General features: G+C 68.1%; 23 protein-coding genes and 1 tRNA gene. 17 read left to right on the top strand and 7 right to left on the bottom strand.

Going from position 1 to position 20,570, the window contains the following annotated elements; genetic code table 11:
- The first annotated feature begins 7 nt into the window (after positions 1 to 7).
- The gene (locus VFS34_11340) at positions 8 to 172 is read left to right on the top strand and encodes a nuclear transport factor 2 family protein (protein ID HET9795047.1); all 165 of its coding nucleotides are present in this window, start codon (positions 8 to 10) and stop codon (positions 170 to 172) included.
- A 190-nt stretch (positions 173 to 362) separates the two neighbouring features.
- Here the strand turns inward: VFS34_11340 and VFS34_11345 are convergent, their stop codons facing one another.
- The 4 genes from VFS34_11345 to VFS34_11360 form a co-directional block, all read right to left on the bottom strand.
- The gene (locus VFS34_11345; protein ID HET9795048.1) at positions 363 to 1,055 is read right to left on the bottom strand and encodes a phenylalanine--tRNA ligase beta subunit-related protein; all 693 of its coding nucleotides are present in this window, start codon (positions 1,053 to 1,055) and stop codon (positions 363 to 365) included.
- Positions 1,056 to 1,065: 10 nt separating this feature from the next.
- A complete protein-coding gene (locus VFS34_11350; GenBank protein HET9795049.1) occupies positions 1,066 to 2,247 on the bottom strand; it encodes a glycine C-acetyltransferase in 1,182 nt (393 codons plus the stop codon).
- Positions 2,248 to 2,463: 216 nt separating this feature from the next.
- Entirely contained in the window at positions 2,464 to 3,564 is a 1,101-nt protein-coding gene (locus VFS34_11355) for an alcohol dehydrogenase catalytic domain-containing protein (protein HET9795050.1), read from the bottom strand.
- A 33-nt stretch (positions 3,565 to 3,597) separates the two neighbouring features.
- Positions 3,598 to 4,956, bottom strand: coding sequence for a class II fructose-bisphosphate aldolase (locus VFS34_11360; protein ID HET9795051.1), 1,359 nt, complete (start codon positions 4,954 to 4,956; stop codon positions 3,598 to 3,600).
- Positions 4,957 to 5,082: 126 nt separating this feature from the next.
- On the opposite strand from VFS34_11360, the gene VFS34_11365 reads away from it, so the two are divergent.
- Together VFS34_11365 and VFS34_11370 are read left to right on the top strand one after the other, a co-directional pair.
- Positions 5,083 to 5,496, top strand: a complete 414-nt coding sequence (locus tag VFS34_11365; GenBank protein HET9795052.1) for a 6-carboxytetrahydropterin synthase — start codon at positions 5,083 to 5,085, stop codon at positions 5,494 to 5,496.
- Complete coding sequence (locus tag VFS34_11370; protein HET9795053.1) at positions 5,493 to 6,449, top strand: NAD(P)H-quinone oxidoreductase; 957 nt, start codon at positions 5,493 to 5,495, stop codon at positions 6,447 to 6,449. Before VFS34_11365 ends, VFS34_11370 begins: the two co-directional genes overlap by 4 nt.
- Positions 6,450 to 6,715: 266 nt before the next feature.
- Here VFS34_11370 and VFS34_11375 read toward each other — a convergent pair whose 3' ends face one another.
- Together VFS34_11375 and VFS34_11380 are read right to left on the bottom strand one after the other, a co-directional pair.
- Positions 6,716 to 7,156 carry a DUF6526 family protein gene (locus VFS34_11375; GenBank protein ID HET9795054.1) on the bottom strand — a complete coding sequence of 147 codons (441 nt, stop codon included), beginning with the start codon at positions 7,154 to 7,156 and terminating at the stop codon, positions 6,716 to 6,718.
- A 200-nt stretch (positions 7,157 to 7,356) separates the two neighbouring features.
- Entirely contained in the window at positions 7,357 to 7,629 is a 273-nt protein-coding gene (locus VFS34_11380; GenBank protein ID HET9795055.1) for a DUF4242 domain-containing protein, read from the bottom strand.
- Positions 7,630 to 7,706: 77 nt separating this feature from the next.
- On the opposite strand from VFS34_11380, the gene mtnA reads away from it, so the two are divergent.
- The 7 genes from mtnA to VFS34_11415 all read left to right on the top strand — a co-directional run bounded on the left by mtnA (position 7,707) and on the right by VFS34_11415 (position 13,108).
- Positions 7,707 to 8,726, top strand: a complete 1,020-nt coding sequence (gene mtnA / locus VFS34_11385) for an S-methyl-5-thioribose-1-phosphate isomerase (protein HET9795056.1) — start codon at positions 7,707 to 7,709, stop codon at positions 8,724 to 8,726.
- Between the two features lie 83 nt (positions 8,727 to 8,809).
- Positions 8,810 to 9,712, top strand: a complete 903-nt coding sequence (locus tag VFS34_11390; GenBank protein HET9795057.1) for a CPBP family intramembrane glutamic endopeptidase — start codon at positions 8,810 to 8,812, stop codon at positions 9,710 to 9,712.
- 79 nt (positions 9,713 to 9,791) lie between these two features.
- Complete coding sequence (locus VFS34_11395) at positions 9,792 to 10,964, top strand: phosphoglycerate kinase (GenBank protein HET9795058.1); 1,173 nt, start codon at positions 9,792 to 9,794, stop codon at positions 10,962 to 10,964.
- The gene (gene tpiA, locus VFS34_11400; GenBank protein HET9795059.1) at positions 10,961 to 11,737 is read left to right on the top strand and encodes a triose-phosphate isomerase; all 777 of its coding nucleotides are present in this window, start codon (positions 10,961 to 10,963) and stop codon (positions 11,735 to 11,737) included. The genes VFS34_11395 and tpiA overlap by 4 nt, the downstream gene beginning before the upstream one ends.
- A 38-nt stretch (positions 11,738 to 11,775) precedes the next feature.
- Positions 11,776 to 12,189: a preprotein translocase subunit SecG gene (gene secG / locus VFS34_11405; protein HET9795060.1), complete on the top strand. Its 414-nt coding sequence runs from the start codon at positions 11,776 to 11,778 to the stop codon at positions 12,187 to 12,189.
- 7 nt (positions 12,190 to 12,196) lie between these two features.
- Positions 12,197 to 12,281 (top strand) — tRNA-Leu (locus VFS34_11410).
- A 212-nt stretch (positions 12,282 to 12,493) separates the two neighbouring features.
- The gene (locus tag VFS34_11415) at positions 12,494 to 13,108 is read left to right on the top strand and encodes an outer membrane beta-barrel protein (GenBank protein ID HET9795061.1); all 615 of its coding nucleotides are present in this window, start codon (positions 12,494 to 12,496) and stop codon (positions 13,106 to 13,108) included.
- Between the two features lie 55 nt (positions 13,109 to 13,163).
- Here the strand turns inward: VFS34_11415 and VFS34_11420 are convergent, their stop codons facing one another.
- Positions 13,164 to 14,186 (bottom strand): DUF2279 domain-containing protein, encoded by a 1,023-nt coding sequence (locus VFS34_11420; GenBank protein ID HET9795062.1) that lies wholly within the window; start codon positions 14,184 to 14,186, stop codon positions 13,164 to 13,166.
- 297 nt (positions 14,187 to 14,483) lie between these two features.
- Here VFS34_11420 and trxB point away from each other — a divergent pair, with 297 nt between their 5' ends.
- The 7 genes from trxB to VFS34_11455 form a co-directional block, all read left to right on the top strand.
- Positions 14,484 to 15,431: a thioredoxin-disulfide reductase gene (gene trxB / locus VFS34_11425; GenBank protein HET9795063.1), complete on the top strand. Its 948-nt coding sequence runs from the start codon at positions 14,484 to 14,486 to the stop codon at positions 15,429 to 15,431.
- The gene (locus VFS34_11430) at positions 15,428 to 15,562 is read left to right on the top strand and encodes a hypothetical protein (GenBank protein ID HET9795064.1); all 135 of its coding nucleotides are present in this window, start codon (positions 15,428 to 15,430) and stop codon (positions 15,560 to 15,562) included. Before trxB ends, VFS34_11430 begins: the two co-directional genes overlap by 4 nt.
- 218 nt (positions 15,563 to 15,780) lie before the next feature.
- Positions 15,781 to 16,242, top strand: a complete 462-nt coding sequence (locus VFS34_11435) for an SUF system Fe-S cluster assembly regulator (GenBank protein HET9795065.1) — start codon at positions 15,781 to 15,783, stop codon at positions 16,240 to 16,242.
- 9 nt (positions 16,243 to 16,251) lie between these two features.
- On the top strand, positions 16,252 to 17,700 hold the full coding sequence (sufB, locus tag VFS34_11440; GenBank protein HET9795066.1) for a Fe-S cluster assembly protein SufB: 1,449 nt from the start codon (positions 16,252 to 16,254) through the stop codon (positions 17,698 to 17,700).
- Entirely contained in the window at positions 17,697 to 18,497 is an 801-nt protein-coding gene (sufC, locus tag VFS34_11445) for a Fe-S cluster assembly ATPase SufC (protein HET9795067.1), read from the top strand. Before sufB ends, sufC begins: the two co-directional genes overlap by 4 nt.
- On the top strand, positions 18,494 to 19,816 hold the full coding sequence (gene sufD, locus VFS34_11450) for a Fe-S cluster assembly protein SufD (GenBank protein HET9795068.1): 1,323 nt from the start codon (positions 18,494 to 18,496) through the stop codon (positions 19,814 to 19,816). The genes sufC and sufD overlap by 4 nt, the downstream gene beginning before the upstream one ends.
- 10 nt (positions 19,817 to 19,826) lie before the next feature.
- The coding region (locus VFS34_11455) for an aminotransferase class V-fold PLP-dependent enzyme (protein HET9795069.1) at positions 19,827 to 20,570 on the top strand (744 nt) is incomplete at its 3' end.

Here is a 20,570-nt window from a genome sequence, read left to right on the forward strand (position 1 = left end):
GGCGGTCGTGCTCTGCGTCGAGATCCTCGAGGCCTCGGGAGCTGTCGGCGAACCGGCGCGGATGCAGGCGACCAACGTCTTTCGCCGGGAGGACGGCGGCTGGCGGATGGTCCATCATCATGCGTCGGCGATGCCGGAGGCCGGCGAGCAGGAAGAAGAAACCATCAACTAGCGGGCGGGCGATACATCGAGCCATACGGGCGCGGGCCGTCCGTGCCGCCCTCGCCGTACGTTCGCCAGTACGACTCGGGACGCCGCGGCCGACCCGCATCCCGTCTGGCTCGCGTCTCGCCGCACCTCATCGACGTCGCAACTGACAAACGCTCGACGAAGTGAGAGGAGCTCCGGACCCCGACTGAGCTTCAGTCGCGTGCCCCGAGGAACTCCGTTTCCAGCGAGACGCCCGCAGAAATTCGGCGCAGCCGCTCGGAGAGCTCGTCCGCGGCCCGTTCGAGGATCGTTCTGGGATAGGGCGCGAGTCGGTCGATGACGAAGTAGGCGTTCTTCGTCTCGGGGACGAGGCGCGTGCGCCGGCATTGCCGCCAGTTCCAGCGGCGGCACGTCACTCCGGCCGAATCCTTCCAGACGATCTCGCCCCGATCGGGATGTTCCGGCGTCCCGTCGCCCGAGAGGAGATCGAACGGCTCGGAGCCGTCCGCGAAGGCGAGCGTCAGGTCGCTCTCGAGCCGGTCGAGATCTTCCCCGCCGGCCGGCAGGACGTGCCGGAGGCTCACGGCGTTGTAGGCGTCGACGACGCGGTTGATCGGAGGAATTTCCTCGCCTTTCAGGACGCGCTTGACGAGCGCCTCGGCGGAGCAGAGGAACTTCGACGGCTTCGCGCCGAACGCCGAGAACGCCGATCGCCAGGCCGCCAGGTGCGGGTGCGCCGAAGCCGGCTCGACGACGGAGGCCCGGACGCGGGCCTCCGCGTCGCGCAGCCAGGAGGAGCTCTCGGCGCCGCTGTCGCCGTTGTCGAGGCCGTGGGCGTAGACGACGGCCGCGGTGTATCCGGAGAACCTCTCGAGAACGGCCGGTTCGATCCGCAGGCGCGGCATCAGGCGCGAATCAGACGACGCCGAATTTCTTCCCGACCTTCCGGAAGGCTTCGACGGCGAAGTCGAGGTCTTTCGTCGAGTGGGCGGCGGAGATCTGGCAGCGCAGGCGCGCGTGTCCGTGCGGAACGACGGGGAAGCCGAATCCGGAGACGTAGACCCCCTCGTCGAAGAGCGCGGCGGACATCGCGAGCGCCTTCGCCGTGTCGCCGACGATCACCGGCACGATCGGATGCGGCCCGTCCGGGATCGTGAAGCCGGCATTCTTGATCTCGTTCCGGAAATGGAGCGCGTTCGCCCGGAGCTTCTCGACGGGCGAGGGGTCCTCCATCAGCATCCGGAAGGCCTCGAGCGATCCGCCGACGACGGCGGGAGGGAGCGAGTTCGAAAAGAGGGACGTCCGCGAGCGCTGCCGCAGCAGCTCGACGAGCGCCTTCGGCCCCGTGACGAACCCGCCGGCGGCCGACCCCATCGCCTTGCCGAGGGTTCCGGTCGTGATCGGGATCTTTCCGTGGATTCCCTCTTCCTCCGCGGTGCCGCGGCCCGTCTTTCCGAGGACGCCGGTGGCGTGCGAGTCGTCGACGGCGAGGACGGCGCCGTGCTCTTCGGAGATCGAGAGGAGAGCGGGAAGGTCGGCGAGCTCTCCCTCCATCGAGAACACGCCGTCGGTGATCATCATCTTGTAGCGGGAGGTGGTGTCCTCCTCGAGCATCTTCTCGTAGGCGTCGTAGTCGGAATGCGGAACCTTGTACCGCTTCGCCTTGCACAGCCGAACGCCGTCGATGATCGACGCGTGGTTGAGCTCGTCGGAATAGAGCCCGTCCGCTTCCTCGAGGACGGCCGGGAAGAGCCCTTCGTTGGCGTTCCAGCACGACATGTAGAGGATCGTCGCTTCCGTCTCGAAGAATTCCGAGATCGTCTCCTCGAGCTCGAGGTGGATCCGCTCGGTGCCGCAGATGAAGCGCACCGAGCCGAGTCCGGCTCCCCACCGGTCGATCGCCTTCTTCTGCGCCTCGCGGATCCGCGGATGGTTCGCGAAGCCGAGATAGTTGTTCGAGGTGAGCATCAGGACGTCCTTGCCGTCGACCTTCACGTGCGCGTCCTGCGGAGATTCGAGCACGCGCTCGGTCTTCAGCGTCTTCGCCTCTTTCAGCTTGTCGAGCTCGGACTGGAGATGTTCGAAGAAGTCAGGCATGGGAACCTCCGTTGGATCTGGAGATTGCTTCGCTCCGCTCGCAATGACCGCGAGGAGGTTCGGCTACGCATCGAGGCTCTCGGGCGCGGTGAGGCGCGAGCCCGACGGGATGCGGGCGCCCGAGCCCGCGGCCGCGGCGTACCGAGGCGTACGTCAAGGCCGCGGGTCGGGGCGCACGCGCCCGTCCGGCTCGATGCATCGCCGCGCCCATCCTCATCAGGGACGGCCGTTGGGGTAGAAAACCACTTTCATCGCCTTCCGGTCGGCCAGCAACGCCTGCGCCTCGTGGAACCGCTCCAGTCCCTCGAACTCGTGCGAAACGAAGTCGTCGACCTTGAGGCCGGCCTTGAGGAGATCGAGCATCTTCACCCACGTCGCGAACATCTGCCGCCCGATGATCGCCTTCATCGTGACGCCCTTGTAGATCAGGTCGCGCGAATAGTGATGGAGCGTCACGGCGTTGCCCCGGGGCAGACCCAGGAGCGACATCCACCCTCCCGGATAGATCGCCTCGAGCCCGAGGTTGATCGACGGCTCGGCTCCGGAGAGCTCGAGCACGACGTCGGCGCCGCCTCCCAGCGCTTCGCGAAGAGCCGCCGCGGGTTCTTCCATTCCGCGGAGGTTCAGCGCACGGACGTTCCGCGCTCCGCGCGTCTGCTTCCACCGGTTCGCCTCGGCGATCGCGTGCTCGTTGACGTCCGTGATCCCGATCGCGGACGCGCCCGAAACCCGGGCGATCTCGGCACAGAAGGCGCCGATCGGTCCGAATCCGAGGATCGCGACGGACTTCCCGGAAAGGTCGACGACCTGCGTCGTGTGCACGGCGTTGCCGAGCGCGTCGAGGAATGCCCCCACCTTGGGCGGAACGATCGCCCGGTCGAGCGGCACGACGTTTTCGGACGGCACCCGGACGTACTGGGCGAAGCATCCGTCGCCGTCGAGGCCGAGGATCCGCGTGTTCTCGCAGACGTGCCTCTCCCCCTTGCGGCAGGGCCGGCAGTGGCCGCAGGTCACGTGCATCTCGGCCGAGGCGTAGGTTCCGAGCGAGAGCGAGGGCCGCTCCCCCTCGGGACCGAACGCGACGATCTCGCCGCAGAACTCGTGGCCGGTGATGCGCGGGGGACGGACGCGGTGCTGGATCGAGGGGTCCCAGTCGTAGATGTGCCGGTCGGTCCCGCACACCGCGGTCGCGATCACCTTGAGCAGCGTCTCGCCGGGGCCCGGCCGCGGCACCGGGACGTCCCGCACGGCGGTCGCTTCCGGGCCGGCGGCCGCCTCGGTCTTGACGACCGCCTTCATCGTATCGGGGAGCGTCAAGTCCGCTCCTCGCCGCGGGTCGCCGCGGCGATCTCAGTCGCCGGCTTCATCGTCCCGGACGAACGCCCCGGCGGCCGCTCTTTCGCCGACTTCGACCGGATGCACGTAGCGATCGACGACCGGGCGCGTCCCGCCCACCTTCAGCTGTTCGAAGAGGAACGCGAACTTGTCCTCGAGATCGGCCGCGATCGCGTTGCGCGTCCCGACCGGAAGGTTCCAGAGCGCCTCCTTGAACGGACCGAGCGCCTTCTTGCGCGACTTGTAGAGGAACTGCTCGGGCGAATCGGACGGCTTCCGTTCCGACGCCGCGTGGTCGGTCACCCAGCGGTTGATCGTCTCCCGCAGCACGCCGGGGAGCACGGGATGGTCGAGCACCATGTTCTGGAACCCCGTCGCGAGGTGGATCTCCGCGGTGTCGTACTCGGGAAACAGTCCGAAGTCGTCCTCGGGGAGGGTCGAGGCGCCGTGCTGGACGGCCCCCGCCATGGCGTATTCCTCCCGCGCGATCTTCGAGATCCGGCGGATCACGTCGAAATCGATCGACATCTTCTTCAGCGTCCCGTCGGCGGCGACCATCCCGCCGTGCGACGAGCCGGTCTGGATCGACACCTTCGCGAGCCCCTTCGCGTTCCCGATTCCCCGCCGGTAGCCCTCCATGTAGGCGCGGAACTCCTCCGGTGTCGAGTTCTCCTTTCCGACCTCGCCGATCTCGCCGCCGATCGAGATCTCGACCCCGCGGGGCTGGTGCTCGCGGATGAACCGGGTGAAATGCGCGCAGTTCTCGTAATTCGGTCTCTGCTGGGCATCCAGGTCCGGCCGCGAGAGATCCACCAGCGTCGACGTGTCGATGTCGATCTGGTAGAAGGACGCCGCGATCGCCTCGAGGATCAGGTCCTCGATCGCCTTGACCTCCCGGGCCGACTCGCTCTTCATCTTCTTCGCGTTGGTCTGGAAGTGGTCCCCCTGCAGGAAGACCGGGCCGGTCCACGCCTCGCGGACGGCCGCGGCGAGCACGACGGCGGCGTACTCGGCCGGCCGCTGGTCCGTGTATCCGATCTCGCTCCGCGCGATCTCGAAGATGAACGCGCCCGCGCCGAGCCGTTTCGCGGTGCGGAACACGGCGCGCGCCGTGTCGTAGGCGAGCGTGCGGATGTTGATGGCGGGAACGGTGAATCCCGAGACTTCGCCGCGCGACCGCGCCTCGTAGAGGGGGAGGATCGAGGCCGGGAGGATCCCGCGCGACGCCGCCTCGCGGCGGATCTCCCGGCGGGCCGCGGCCTTCTCCGCGTCCCCCCCGAAAACGGCCGTCCACACGAGCGTGTCGATCTCTTCGGCTCCGTAGCGCAGCCGGTCGCCGGGACTCTTCTCCCGGGAAACGTCGAGCGTGGTCATCCGAACCTCCGGGGATCGATTCTATCGGGGAACCCGCGGGGCCGACAGGTTCAACCGCTCGTCCTGCCGCCGCGGCTCTCCCGTGCGCCCGGCACGCCCGTCCCGGGTTCTGCTAGCCTACTTTCCGTGATCCGACTCTCCCGCAAGATCGAGTTCAACGCCTCGCGCAAGCTCTGGCGCGCCGACTGGAGCGACGAGAAGAACCGCGCCGTCTACGGCGAGGAGTCGCCGCACGGCTACGGGCACAACTACGTGCTCGAGATCGAAGTCGAGGGCGAGATCGACCCGGAGAAGGCGATGGTCGTGAACCTGACCGACCTCGACCGGATCCTGAAGGAAGAGGTCGACCGCCCGCTCGACCACCGGAACCTGAATCTCGACGTGCCCGAATTCGCCGCCACCGTTCCGACGTTCGAGAATCTCGCGCGGTGGATCTGGGACCGGATCGCGCGCCGGCTCGAACGGGAGAAGTGGCCCTGCCGGCTCTCGCGCTTGAGGCTCTCCCCCGCGCCCGACCTCGCGGTCGAAATCGAACGGTGAGGGTCCTCCGCGTCTCGCCGGCCGGACCCGGTTACGACGCGCGGCTCGAGGAGGCGCCGGTTCCGACTCCCGGCCGGGGAGAGGTCCTGGTGCGGGTCGCCGCTTCGGGAGTGAACCGGGCGGATCTCGCGCAGATCGCCGGGAAATATCCCCCGCCTGCCGGGGAATCCGAGGTCCTCGGGCTCGAGATCTCCGGGACGACCGCCGGAACGGGCGAGCGCGTCTGCGCGCTGCTCGCGGGGGGAGGTCACGCGGAATACGCGTCCGTCCCCGAAGGGCAGATCTTCCCGTCCCCCTCCTCGCTCGATCCGGTGCGCGCGGCGGCGATCCCGGAAGCCTTCCTGACGGCGTTCCTCAATCTCGTCGTCGAAGGCGGGCTCGCCGACGGCGGCCGCGCGCTCGTCCACGCGGGAGCTTCGGGCGTCGGTCTCGCCGCGATCCGGACGGCGAAGCTCCTGGGGGCGTCGGCGGCGGGGACGACCCGGACGGCCGCCAAGCTCGCCGCGATCGAGGGCGCCGGCGCAGACCTCGCCATCGACGCGCGCCGGGAAGACTTCGCCGAAATCATCGAGAGCGCGTGGGGAAAGAACGCGGTCGACGTCGTCCTCGATCCCGTCGGCGCCGCGACGCTCGCGGGCGACCTGCGCGTGATCTCGACGGGCGGGCGCGTCGTTTTCCTCGCGACGATGTCGGGAGGGTCGGCCGAGCTCGACATCGGGCGGTTGATGGGAAAGCGGGCGCGCCTCATCGGCTCGACGCTCCGCTCGCGATCCCGCGCCGAGAAGGCGCGGATCGTCGCGCGTTTCCGGGAGGAGATCCTCCCCGCGTTCGACGCCGGGAAACTCTCGGTCGACCTCGACTCCGTCTATCCGCCGGAGCGCGCGGCCGAGGCCTTCGCGCGGATGCGCCGGAACGAGAACGCCGGGAAGATCGTGATCGACTGGATGCGTTGATCTCGTCGGAAATGCTTCTACCGGAACCCTCGGTCGTCGCTTCGCGCCTCGGAATGACAATGCAACGGAGTTTCGCCGCGTCCACCAGGAGGGCGATTTCGGAAATACGGGATTTCAACTGCCGACAACCCGAAGGCGCGGCCAGACGCGAGCCAGACGGGATGCGGGAAATCCGGCCCGCGGCGAAGGCGTACCGGGCGTACGCCGCGGCCGCGGTCGGGTTTCACGCGCCCGTATCGCTCGATGGATGGTCCGCGCTTGATTTCCTAGGCTCTCCGGTAGTCGGGCCGCCAGTTCTTCACCCGCTTCTTGATCTCCGCGCGCGACAGCTTCTCGGAGCAGGCGGCGGCGGCGAGCGCGCCGAGCTCTTCGTCGGGAGCGAATCGCAGGCCGATCAGCTGATCGTCCGTCAGCTCCGCCGCGGCCGCGCGCGCCTCGGGAGAAAGGAGTCGCTCGAGGCGCATGCGCTCCTCGAGAACGATCAGGCGGTCCTGGACGGCCAGCGGAAAGGTCCGCGCCCGCCACGCGAGCACGGCGATCGCCAGGGCGAACAGGAGCCAGACGAGGGACTGCGGCGTCGGGTGCCGCCAGAGGTGGACGATCGCCCAGATCGGATACACGAGGGCGAGGACCGGAGCCGCGAAACCGTGGTAAAGCGGATCGAAGCGGCGGTGCGACGCGTAGCTCTGCGGCCGGATTTTTTCCACGGGTCCCTCCTCTTCCTAACGCGGCGTGCCCCTTCGGGCGGGAACTCCTTCCCGTTCCTGACGCGAGATTCGCCGAGGCCTCGACGAGGCGCGTTCAGGCGCGAGCGACGCACCCACTGACCGGCGGACCCGGCGTACCCGGAGCGTACGCCGGAGGCGGCCGAGGACGCGCGGATTCGCTCGATGCATCGCCGCGCCCGCTACTCCGAGGTGGTGGGGTCGATCATCCGCCTCACCTGCGACACCCGGTTCGCGGGAAAGCCGCCCAGCTCCGCGTGCTTGCGGACCATCTCCTCGTTCGGCGCGATGTAGACGCAATAGATCTTGTCGTCGGTGACGAAGCTCTCGAGCCACTGGATCTGCGGCCCGAGATTCGAGAGCACGCCGCAGGACTTCTGGGCGATTCCGTGGAGCTCGGCGGAGGAGAGCTTCCCCGCGCCCGGGAGCTCCCGTTCGATCACGTATTTGGGCATCGCCGCAACCTCCTTGCTCGAACGCCGCCGACCGCGGAATCGCGATCGCCGCCCGGGGCCCGCGTATTATGCCGCCGATGGATCTCTTTCGCCCGCTCTACTGGGAAGCCGGCCGGCTCAAGCTCCTCGACCAGCGCCTGCTTCCGGGCCGGGAGGTCTGGCTCGACGTCGATACTCCGGAAGCCGCCGCGGAAGCGATCCGCTCGATGGCGGTTCGCGGCGCGCCCGCGATCGGGGCGGCGGCCGGGTTCGGAATCGCGCTGGCGTTCCGGGCCGGAGACGGCTCCCCGCGGGAGCGGCTGCAGCGCGCGGCCGAGCGGATTCGGGCCGCCCGGCCGACCGCGCGCGATCTCTTCGCCGCGATCGAGCGCATGGAGCGGGCGTTCGAACCCGTGGCGGGCCGGGGCGAGCGCGAAATCGCCGACGCGATGGCCGCCGAAGCGATCGCTCTCTCCGAGGAGGGCATCGAAGCCTGCCGGGCGATCGGGCGCCACGGCGCGAGCCTGCTCGCCGGCGGCACCACGGTGCTCACGCACTGCAATGCGGGGGCGCTCGCGACTTCGGGATACGGAACCGCGCTCGGCGTCATCCGCGGCGCGATCGAGTCGGGAAAGGCGATCCGCGTGCTCGCCGACGAAACGCGTCCGTTTCTCCAGGGCGCGCGCCTGACCGCGTGGGAGCTCCAGCGGGACGGGATCCCGGTCGAGATCATCACCGACAGCATGGCAGGCCACTTCCTGAAGAGCGGCGAGATCGCCGCCGTCGTCGTCGGCGCGGACCGGATCGCGGCCAACGGCGATGCCGCCAACAAGATCGGGACCTATTCGCTCGCCGTCCTCGCGAGGGAAAACGGCGTCCCGTTCTACGTCGCGGCTCCGACGACGACGATCGACCGGTCGCTTCGGGACGGCACGAAGATCCCGATCGAGAACCGGACCTCCGGGGAGGTGGTCCGGATCAACGGCGCGGCGATCGCTCCCGAAGGGGTGACCGCCCGCCACCCGGCGTTCGACGTCACCCCCGCCCGGTACATCACCGCGATCATCACGGAGAAGGGAGTGCACCGGGCCCCCTACGAGGAGTCGCTCCCCCGATAATTCCCGCGAAAGCGCCGCGCCGCGCTGCCCGCGCGGAGCGTGAAGGCGGGAACTTCCGCACCGGATTTCCGTTATCGAGATCGATGAAAAGATGGTTCTTCGGCCCGAACGGATTGCGGGCGGGATGGGGTTTCGGGGCGTTCGTGCTGCTGTTCACGGCGATCTCGACGGCGGCTCTCTTCGCCGCGAGGACGGTGTACCGGCCTCACCCGGGAATGAACCCCGTGGATTTCCTCGTCTCGGACGGCCTGAGCTTCCTCTCGGCGCTCGCGGCTGCCGCGCTGATGGCGAAGATCGAAAAGCGCCGCCTCGGCGACTACGGGCTGCCCCTCTCCCCGGGATATGCGGCTCGCTTCGGAGCCGGTCTGCTGTGGGGATTCCTTCCGGTCGCGGCCACGATGGCGGTGATCGCGCTCCTCGGAGGCGTCTCGCTCGCCGGATTCGCTCTGTCGGGCGGCGCGCTCGCCGCCTCGGCCGCGACGTGGGCCGTTTCGATGATCGTCCTCGGACTCTTCGAGGAATACCTTTTCCGGGGCTATCCCCTCTCGGCGCTCGGGCGCGGGATGGGGTTCTGGCCCGCCGCGATCCTCCTCTCGACCGTCTTCGGCGGCCTCCACTACTTCACGAAGGAGAGGGAGACCCCCCTCGACGCGTTCTCGGTCGCTCTCATCGGCCTCTTCCTCTGCTTCACGATCGCGCGCACCGGCGACCTCTGGCTCGCGGCGGGGTTCCACGCGGCGTTCGACTTCTTCGCCCTCGGCGTCGCCGGAGCGCCGAACACGGGAAACGGCGGCAAACCCGTGCCCGGTCACCTCCTCGCGACGACCTTCCACGGGCCCGCCTGGCTGACCGGGGGAGTCTGCGGGATGGAGGCGAGCGCGGTGATGGTCGCGGTGATGCTGATCCTGTTCCCCGTCTTCGCGCGCCTCGTCCGCCCCGACGCCGAGCGACGGGAGAGGGGAGCCGGAGCCGAGGTTCCCGCGTAGATCGCCTCCCCTTCCATTCCGGCGGGCGGCGAAGAGTCGCCGGCTCGACGATCCGGCTTCGCCTGCTACTATTTGAGCGATGAAGCTGCTCGATGATCTCGATCTGAAATCGAAGACCGTTTTCCTGCGCGTCGACTTCAACGTGCCGTTGAAGGACGGCGCGGTCGCCGACGACATGCGGATCGTCCAGACGCTCCCGACGATCCGGCGCGCGCTCGAAAAGGGAGCGCGGCTCGTCATCGCGAGCCACCTCGGGAAGCCGAAGGGAAAGCGCGACGACGCGCTCTCGCTGCGGCCCGTTTCCCTCGTGCTCGCCGAAAAGCTCGGACGGCCGGTTCCGTTCGCCTCCGACTGCGTCGGCGACGAAGTTCGTGCCGAGATCGGCCGCCTGAAGGACGGCGACCTGCTCCTCCTCGAGAACCTCCGCTTCCACACCGGAGAGGAGAAGAACGACCCGGCGTTCGCCGCCGCGCTTGCCGCCGGGATCGACGTGTACGTCGACGACGCGTTCGGCGCGGCGCACCGCCCCCATGCGTCCATCGTCGGCGTGCCCGCGCGCGTCCGCCAGAGGGGGGCCGGGCTCCTGATGGACGCCGAGCTCCGGCATCTCTCGAAGATCCTCGATCCCGAACGGCCGTTCGCGGCGATCCTGGGGGGGGCGAAGATCTCGACGAAGATCGAGCCGCTCGAGGCGCTCGCGGAGATCGCCGATCTGCTCCTGGTGGGCGGCGGCATGGCCAACCACTTCGTCGCCGCGATCGGTCTGCCGGTCGGGAAGTCGCTCCTCGAAGAGGACCGGGTGGCGACCGCGCGCGAGATCCTGAACCTCTGCCGCGACGAAGGGAAGAACGTCGCCCTCCCTTCCGATTTCGTCGTCGCGAAGGACCCCTCCGACGGAGCGCACGCGCGCGTCGTGTCGATCCAGGGGATCCCGCCCGACCAGATGGCCCTCGACATCGGCCCGAAGACGATCGAGCAGTTCGGGCGGCTCCTCGCCGACGCGAAGACGATCTTCTGGAACGGCCCGATGGGGGTGTTCGAAAAGCCGCCGTTCGACAAGGGAACGATGGCCGTCGCGCGCATGCTCGCCGAATCGAAGGCGACGACGATCGTCGGCGGGGGCGAATCGGTGCAGGCGGTCCGCCGCGCCGGCGTGTACGACAAGATCACCCACGTCTCGACCGGAGGGGGGGCCTCGCTCGAGTTCCTCTCGGGGACGGAGCTCCCCGGCGTGACGGCGCTCGAATCGTGACCGCTTCCCGCTCACCGCGCGAAGACGCCGAACGGGGAAGCCGACTCGTCGTCGCGAACTGGAAGATGAACAAGACGCGGCCGGAGGCGATCGCGTGCCGCGAGGAGCTCGGGCGGATGCTCGCGGGGCGGAGCGCCGCCGTCGAAGTCGCGGTCGCGCCGCCTTTTCCGTTCCTCGCGGACCTCGCCGATCCGGCGGGACGATGGGCGCTCGCCGCCCAGAACTGCTCGTCGGAAGCCTCCGGCGCGTTCACCGGCGAAGTCTCGGCGGCGATGCTCGCCTCCTGCGGCTGCCGATACGTCATCGTCGGACACTCGGAGCGGCGCAAGCACTTCGGAGAAACGGAGACGACCCTGGCCCGGAAGCTCGCCCGAGCGCGCGAGGCGGGGCTCCTCCCGATCTTCTGCGTCGGCGAGACCCTCGCGCAGCGCGAAGAGGGCCTGACCGAGGAGGTTCTCCGGAGACAGGTCGAAGCGCTCGAGCGGGACCCGCGCGATCAGCCGCTCGTCGCGGCGTACGAGCCGGTCTGGGCGATCGGGACGGGGCGGAACGCCACGCCGGAGCAGGCGGAAGACACGATCGGGCGCCTCCGCGAACTGATCGGACACCGCGCCTCCCTTCGCGTCCTCTACGGAGGATCGGTCACGGCCGGGAACGCGTTCGAGCTCGCGGCACGGCCCGGAATCTCGGGCTTTCTCGTCGGCGGCGCCTCTCTCGACCCGGCCGGCTTCTCCGAAATCTGCCGCTTGACCGGTCCGACCGCGCCGGTCTAAGATCTGCGGCTCCCTCGCGGGAGGTTTTGGAGAGCTCGATGTTTACGTTCCTCGTCATCCTCTACATTTTCGTCTGCCTCTTCCTGATCCTGGTCGTCCTCGTCCAGCAGGGCCGCGGCGCGGATCTCGCCGGCGCGTTCGGCGGCGGCGGGTCCCAGCAGACGTTCGGTCCTCGCGGAGCGACGACGTTCCTGCACAAGCTGACGACCGGGTTCTTCATCGCGTTCATCGTGCTCGCCCTCGCTCTGGCGGTCGTCGAAAGCCGACCCCAGCGCTCGGTCATCCCGCAGGGGCCGAAGAATCCGAACGCCGCGAAGAAAGTTCCCGCGACGTTCCCGGCGCCCGTGCCGGCGCCGGCTCCCGCCTCGTCGACTTCGGCTCCGGCCGGCGGCTCGGCGACGACGGGCTCGGCTCCCGCGCCCGCGCCGAGCGCCCCGGCGACGACCAGGTAACCTTCGTGCCGTCGTGGTGGAATTGGTAGACACGTACGTTTGAGGGGCGTATGGGGCAACCCATGCCGGTTCGAGTCCGGCCGACGGCACCAAAACTTGCTTCGCAAGCGCTTCGCGGATCGCGGGCTTTGCCCGCGATAGTTTTGGTTAGCATCTGACCTGGGGGATGTTTCCCCCAAGCCCCCTCTCCGGATTTCGACGGCGTTTCGCGCGCTCCGGCGAGCGCGATCACCGCCCGTTCGTCGCTCCGAAAACGCTCATCGGCTCGAAAATGGGGATCGGCTCCCGGGTCCTTGGAAGTTGCGTGGCCGTTCTCTTCCTTTCCCTCTCTCCCGCGTCCGCACAGTCCCTTCCCGGCTCGGTCGAGATCGGCGGGGGGGGCGGCCGCTTCTACGGAGGATCGTTCGCGAAGGGAACGACGCGCGCGTTCTCGCAGAAGATCGAAGTCGACGACGACATCCTCAAGGGCTTCTGGCTGGGCGCGCAGTGGAACAGGCACTGGGGGGTCGAAGTCGCCGTCCGGCGGAGCACGGAAAACCTCATCATTCCCGATTCGGGAGTCTTTCCGAACGAGCCCTCCGTCGGCACGATCGACATCGCGACGATCGAGGCCCTCGCCCTCTACTCATTCCCCCACGGCAATTTCGCGCCGTACGTGGGGCTGGGCGGCGGGGTCACGAACCTCGACATCAACGTGCCGGACAAGAACGTGCGCGACGTGAACCGGTTCGGGGCGTCGCTCGCCGTCGGGGCGAAATTCCACGCGATGCGGTGGCTCGGCTTCCGCATCGATGCCCGTTTCCGCGCGACCTACCTGGGGACGAGGAGCGTCGAAGACGGCGGCTGGACGGACACGAACCGCTGGTTCCGGAACTCGGAACTGCTCGGCGGCGTTTTCTTCACGTTCCCGACGAAGTAACGAACGCGTCCTGCCATCGGCCGCGGACGGATGACGCCGCGCATCTCCGTGCCGGCTACCTTCCGATGTTCGGCCCGCTCCATGTCGAGTGGTTCAGGTCGTACCGCCATCCGATCTGCGTGTACGGCACCCGAACGAAATCGAAGAAGGCGTAGATGAGCTTCCGCCACCAGCCTTCTTCGCGGAATCCGGCCGCGCGAAGGATCTCCGGGATGTTCAACCCGATCTCGATGCCGACGTCGCGTTCGCGGAGCTCCGGCGGGAGCTCGCGATAGCCTCGGGTCGCGTAGGTGCCGGAGAGCATGAGGAACCGGAGCGGTCCGGCGCCGGCCGCGGTCCTTCGCAGGATTCCGGCGAGCTTCGCGTCGGCGGTGTAGATCTCCTGTGAATAGTGCTCCACGGGCGGCCCCGTCTCGCCGCCGCGGTTCTCCTCCGGAACGAGGCCATATCGGAATCCGACCTTGTCGCCCCACCCCTCGTATTCGACCTCGGCGCCGACGATCGCGCCGCTGACGTTCATCACGGCGTCCTCCCAGGATGCCCCTCCGTACTTGAAACCGTCACCCGCCTCGACCATCAGCCCGGCGATCGAAATCACGCCGATCGACAGCCACCGGGCGTCCGACGGCGTGTGCCCCAGCGAGCGGTACAGGCGCACGGCCCCCTGGCCGATGATCGAGCTCGTGACGAAGTGCGAAGCCTTGTCCGCTCCGCCGGCGTAGGTGTTTTCGCCGAACCACCCCTCGTGCGCGAACTTGAAGTGCGTGAAATCGTTCCCCTGCCACCACAGGAAATAGCCGCCGATCGGAACGGCGGCGAGAATGCCGGCGGAGACGAGCACGGTCTTCGTGTCGAGGAGCGGCGGCTTGGGAGGATTCGCGGGAGACGCGACCCCATCCGGCGGCGGGGCGGCTTCTTCCGTGGAAAGCCCGGAAGCGTCGGGGAAGAACGAAGACGCGGGCGCCCCGGCGAAGGGGCGGAAGCCGTCCGCGGGCGCGGGCCGCGCCGCCCCCACACCGATCGCCGCCGCGAGCGCCGCGACGGACGCCCGCCTTCGCCGCGTGTTCCGCTGCCTCATCTGCGAGCAAAGGCTAACGCCGGAATCCGGGCGCCGGATGATGCTCTTGGCTCAGCGGCCTTTGCGTGAGGGCGGGCTCCCGGCTCCGAGCGAGCTTCCGCGGGAACCCGCGCCGTCAGGCGCGGAGCTTCTCGGAGCGCCTGATTCTTCGCCTCAGTGACCAAGGCGAGAAATCTGCGATGCGGGAGAGGAGGCGCCCCGCGAGCGGTCGCGCTCTCGCCGTCGTCGACGAGGGACCGAGCGCGACGACGCTCCCGTCTGCGTGCCATCCTCCGCGACGGTATTAGTATCCGGGCCATGCCGACGCAAAAGAACCTCTACAAGGTCGCCATCATCGGGTCCGGTCCCGCCGGCTGGACCGCGGCGCTCTACGCATCCCGCGCGGAGCTCTCCCCCGTCGTCTTCGAGGGCCCGCAGCCGGGTGGGCAGCTCACCATCACGACCGAAGTCGAGAACTATCCCGGTTTCGTCAAGGGAATCCAGGGACCGGAGCTCATGGAGGTCTTCCGGGAGCAGGCGCGCCGGTTCGGCACCGAGACCGTGCAGGAGACGGTCACCCGCGTGAACTTCGACGTGCGTCCGTTCGGCCTCGAGCTCGATTCCGGCGCGATCGTCCAGGCGGAAGCGGTGATCGTCTCGACGGGCGCCTCCGCGAAGCTCCTCGGGATCCCGTCCGAGAAGGAGCTCATGGGCTACGGGGTCTCGGCCTGCGCGACGTGCGACGGGTTCTTCTTCAAGGGAAAGCCGGTCATCGTGGTCGGAGGCGGCGATACGGCGATGGAAGAGGCGACGTTCCTCACGAAGTTCGCCTCGAAGGTGACGATCGTCCACCGGCGCGAGGGATTCCGGGCATCGAAGATCATGCTCGAGCGCGCCGAGCAGAACCCGAAGATCCACTGGCTCCTGAACTACACCGTCGACGAGATCCTCGGCGAGAAGAACGGCATCCGAGGCGTGCGGCTCAAGAACACCGCCACGGGCGCCGACATGGAATACGAGACGCAGGGAGTCTTCGTCGCGATCGGCCACGAGCCGAACACGAAGCTCTTCCGCGGCAAGCTCGAGATGAACGACGTGGGCTATCTCGTGGTGAAGAGCCCTTCGACGGCCACTTCGGTCGACGGCGTCTTCGCCGCCGGCGACGTGTGCGATCCGACGTACCGGCAGGCGGTCTCCGCGGCCGGCGAAGGGTGCAAGGCGGCGATCGACGCGGAACGGTGGCTCGCCCACAAGGGAATCCATTGAAGGAGCCCCCCGAACGCCGGAGCGACGACGAGCCGGAGGCGGACTTCGGGGCCACGCTTCGGTACATGGCGGCGATCTTCGGGGCGATCGTCGTGCTGGCTGTCCTGATCGGCTGGCTCCTCACGCGCTGAAGCGCGCGCCGCCGCGGCGGTACATCGGGCCCCGCCCGGCTCGGCCCGATGTCTTCTTCCCTTTCTGGCGGCGCTCTCCGCGTTTGACCAGGCGTCTTCGGTGGTTAAGTCTTTAAATACAGAAAATAGAGCAACTTAAGCCTCTTGACAGCCCCTGTCGTTCGGATAGAATCTCAATTGGGACCGAAACAGTCCTATATTGGAACGGGGGACCGCCGATGATCCGAATGACGAAACTGACCGATTACGCGAGCGTGCTGATGACGTTCTTCGCGCGCGAGCCGCAGCGCGCTCACAACGCGCGCGACCTGGCGCAGGAGACCCACCTCCCGCTTCCGACGGTGAGCAAGGTCCTGAAGGCGCTCGCCCGCGGCGGACTCCTCGAGTCGCAGCGGGGGCTCCACGGCGGCTACGCTCTCTCCCGCGACGCTTCGGAGATCTCGCTCGCCGACATCCTCTCGGCGATGGAAGGTCCTCTTTCCCTGACGCAGTGCAACGAACCCCAGGGCGTTCGCTGCCCCCAGGAATCGCTGTGCCCCGTCACCGACAACTGGAAGCGCATCAATCGCGTGGTGCGCCAGGCGCTTTCGAACATCACGCTCGCCGAGATGGCCGCTCCGCTCCCGCGGTTCGGCTTCGGCGGGAGCCGCCTGCCGCAGGCGGCGGTGCGCGGGTCGTAAGGAGAACGCATGTCGTCCCAGGCCAAGACTCTCGAAGACTTCACGTCCGGCGAATACAAGCACGGGTTCGTCACCGATATCGAGGAAGAGTCGATCCCGAAGGGTTTGAGCGAGGACGTGGTCCGCCTGATCTCGCAGAAGAAGGGGGAGCCCGCCTTCCTCCTCGAGTGGAGGCTGAAGGCGTACCGGAAGTGGCTCACGATGACCGAGCCCTCCTGGGCGAACGTGCACTATCCCCCGATCGACTACCAGGAAATCGTGTATTACTCGGCCCCCCGGGCGAAGAAGGACGCCCCGAAGAGCCTCGACGAAGTCGATCCGAAACTCCTCGAAACTTACGAAAAGCTCGGAATCCCCCTTCGCGAACGCGAGATCCTCGCCGGGGTCGCCGTCGACGCGGTCTTCGACAGCGTGTCGGTCGCGACGACGTTCAAGGAGAAACTGGGCGAGCTCGGGATCGTCTTCTGCTCCTTCTCGGAAGCCGTCCAGACCCATCCCGACCTCGTGCGGAAGTACCTCGGCTCGGTCGTGCCGTACAGCGACAACTTCTTCGCGACCCTGAACTCGGCCGTGTTCTCGGACGGCTCGTTCGTCTACGTGCCGAAGGGCGTGAAGTGTCCGATGGAGCTCTCGACCTACTTCCGGATCAACGCGAAGAACACCGGACAGTTCGAGCGCACGCTCATCGTCGCCGACGAAGGAGCCTCGGTGTCGTATCTCGAAGGCTGCACGGCGCCGATGCGCGACGAGAACCAGCTCCACGCGGCGGTCGTCGAGCTCGTCGCGCTCGACGAGGCCCGAATCAAGTACTCGACGGTCCAGAACTGGTACCCCGGCGACAAGGACGGCAGGGGAGGCATCTACAACTTCGTCACGAAGCGCGGCAAGTGCGCGGGGCGGAACTCGAAGATCTCCTGGACGCAGGTCGAGACCGGCTCGGCGATCACCTGGAAGTACCCGAGCTGCATCCTGATGGGAGACGGCTCGGTGGGCGAGTTCTATTCGGTCGCCGTCGCCAACAACTGGCAGCAGGCGGACACCGGCACCAAGATGATCCACATCGGGAAGAACACGAAGTCGACGATCGTCTCGAAGGGCATCTCCGCGGGTCACGGGCAGAACAGCTACCGCGGCATGGTGAAGATCCTGAAGGGCGCCGAGAACGCCCGCAACTACTCGCAGTGCGACTCCCTCCTCATGGGAGACCAGTGCGGAGCCCACACCTTCCCCTATATCGACGTCGCGAACTCGTCGGCGAAGATGGAGCACGAGGCGACGACGTCGAAGATCGGCGACGACCAGATCTTCTACTTCCAGCAGCGGGGCATCTCCGCCGAGGACGCGATCTCGATGATCGTCAACGGCTTCTGCAAAGAGGTCTTCCGCGAGCTTCCGATGGAGTTCGCCGTGGAGGCCCAGAAGCTGCTCGGCGTTTCGCTGGAAGGGAGCGTGGGATGACCGACACTCCCCTTCTCGAAGTACAGGACCTCCACGTCGCGGTCGGCGGCAACGAGATCCTCCGCGGTCTCGACCTGACCGTCCGGGCCGGCGAGGTCCACGCGATCATGGGCCCGAACGGGTCGGGCAAGAGCACGCTCGCGCACGTCCTCGCCGGCCGGCCCGGCTACGAGGTGACGAGGGGACGGGTGCTCTACCGCGGCGCCGACCTCCTCGCGATGACTCCGGAAGTGCGCGCGCGCGAAGGCGTCTTTCTCGCTTTCCAGTACCCGGTCGAAATTCCCGGGGTCTCGAACGCCTATTTCCTGAAGGCGGCCGTCAACGCGATCCGGAAACACCGCGGCCAGGAGGAGCTCGACGCGGTCGACTTCCTCGCGACGATGAAGCAGAAGATGAAGCTCGTCGAGATCGAGGCCGACCTCGTCAACCGACCCGTCAACGAAGGGTTCTCCGGCGGCGAGAAGAAGAGGAACGAGATCTTCCAGATGGCGATGCTCGATCCGACGCTCGCCGTCCTCGACGAGACCGACTCCGGACTCGACATCGACGCGCTGCGGGTCGTCGCCGGCGGGGTGAACGCGCTCCGGAGCCCCGACCGGGCGATGATCCTGGTGACGCACTACCAGCGCCTTCTGACCTACATCGTCCCCGACTTCGTGCACGTCCTCGTCGAGGGCCGGATCGTCCGCTCGGGCGGGAAGGACCTCGCGCTCGAGCTCGAGGAGCGCGGATACGCTTGGCTCGAGGAGGCGCCCGCCCCCGCGGGCGGCGTGCTCGAGGGTCCGGCCTCCCGATGATCGCTTCCTCCGAGACTCTCGCCGCGGGAGCGGCCGGGGAGTTCCGCCGCCGCCGGCGGTTCGCCTCGCCCGCGATCGAGGAGCTGCGCGAACAGGCCTTCGAGCGCTTCTCCGCGGAAGGCTGGCCCGCTCCCGGCAACGAGGCCTGGCGCCACACGAACGTCGCGTCGATCGTCGGCCATCCGTTCCGTTCCGCCGACGGCGGACCGCCCCCGGCGGTCCCCCCCGCTCTCGAGGCGCTCGTCCGGAGCGCCGGCGAGCATCCTCGCCTCGTCTTCGCGGACGGCCGGTACGTTCCCGGACTCTCGCGCCCCGACCTCGCCCGCGAAATCGGATTCTCTCCCCTTCGCGAGGCATCGGCGCGATCTCCGGAGAAGATCGCCGATCTCCTCGCCCGCCGGCTGCCCGGCGAGAGCGCTTTCACGCTCCTGAACACCGCGCACCTGACCGACGGCGCCGTGATCGATGTTCCGGACGGCGTCGCCCTGCGGGAACCGCTCCACCTCCTCTACTTCGCGTCCGGAAACGGCGACGCGCCCGCCGTCTTTCCCCGGAACCTGATCCGTCTCGGCAGGAACGCCGGCGCGACCGTGCTCCTCCACTGGGCCGGGCGCGGCCGGTCGCTCACGGCGCCGGTCACCCAGGTGTTCCTCGGGGAGAACTCGGCGCTCGAAATCGTCAAGTTCCAGCGGCAGGCCGACGAGGCGTTCCACGTCTCGACGCTCGACGTCGAGCAGGCGAGGTCGAGCCGGTTCGTCGCCCATCTCTTCTCGATGGGAGGCGCGGCCGTGCGCGACGAGACCCACGTCCGCCTCGCCGGCGAAGGGGCGGATTGCCTCCTGAACGGGCTCTTCCTGACCGACGGCGATCAGCACGCGGATCTCGTGGCGGTCGTCGACCACCTCCGGCCGCACGGGACCAGCCGCCAGACGTACCGCGGGATCCTCGACGGCCGCTCGCGCGGATCGTTCACCGGCCGCGTCATCGTCCGCGAAGGCGCGCAGAAGACCGACGCGCAGCAGTCGAACAAGAACCTGCTTCTCTCGCGCGAGGCGCTCGTCAACAGCACTCCCCAGCTCGAGATCCGGGCCAACGACGTCAAGTGCAAGCACGGCTCGACGACCGGACAGATCGACGCCGACGCCCTCTTCTATCTCCGCTCCCGCGGCCTCTCGGCGGAGGCCGCGCGGAGCCTCCTCACCTACGCGTTCGCGAGCGAGCTCGTGCTCCGGGTTCCCGCGGCGATCCGCGGCGCCGTCGACCGCGCGCTGCACGAGCGGCTGCCGCACGCCCCGTCGATCTTCGAGATCGCGAAATAGGGGGTTCTCGATGAAGTCCTCCTCCGAGTCTCTCCAGCTCAACGAACCTCTCGTCGAAACGGCCGTGCGCCCCGCCGGCTTCGACGTCGAGCAGATCCGCCTCGATTTTCCGGTGCTCCACCAGAAGGTGCACGGGAAACCCCTCGTCTACCTCGACAATGCCGCGACGACCCAGAAGCCGCGCGCGGTGATCGACGCGACGACGCACTACTACGAGACCGACAACTCGAACATCCATCGCGGCGTGCACGCCCTCTCCGAGCGCGCGACGAAGCTGTACGAGGACGCCCGCGTGAAGCTCGCCCGTTTCCTCGGCGCTCCCGACGCGCGGTCGATCGTCTTCACGCGGAACTCGACCGAGGGGATCAACCTCGTCGCCCAGACGTTCGCCCGCGAGCGCGTTTCCGCCGGAGACGAGATCATCCTCTCGGCGATCGAGCACCACTCGAACATCGTGCCGTGGCAGATGCTCGCGGCGGAGAAGGGGGCGAACATCCGCGTCATCCCGGTCGACGACCGCGGAGACCTGATCCTCGACGCCTACGAGGAGCTCTTCTCCCCGCGCACGCGGCTCGTCGCCGTGACTCACATGTCGAACGCGCTCGGGACGATTCCCCCGGTCGAGCGGATCGTGAAGATGGCGCACGCGCGCGGCGTTCCGGTGCTGGTGGATGGAGCCCAGGCGGTTCCGCACTTGCGCGTTGACGTGCAGGATCTGGATTGCGATTTCTATGCCTTTTCGGCGCACAAGATG

The organism is Thermoanaerobaculia bacterium, from assembly GCA_035717485.1.
GTDB lineage: Bacteria > Acidobacteriota > Thermoanaerobaculia > UBA5066 > DATFVB01 > DATFVB01.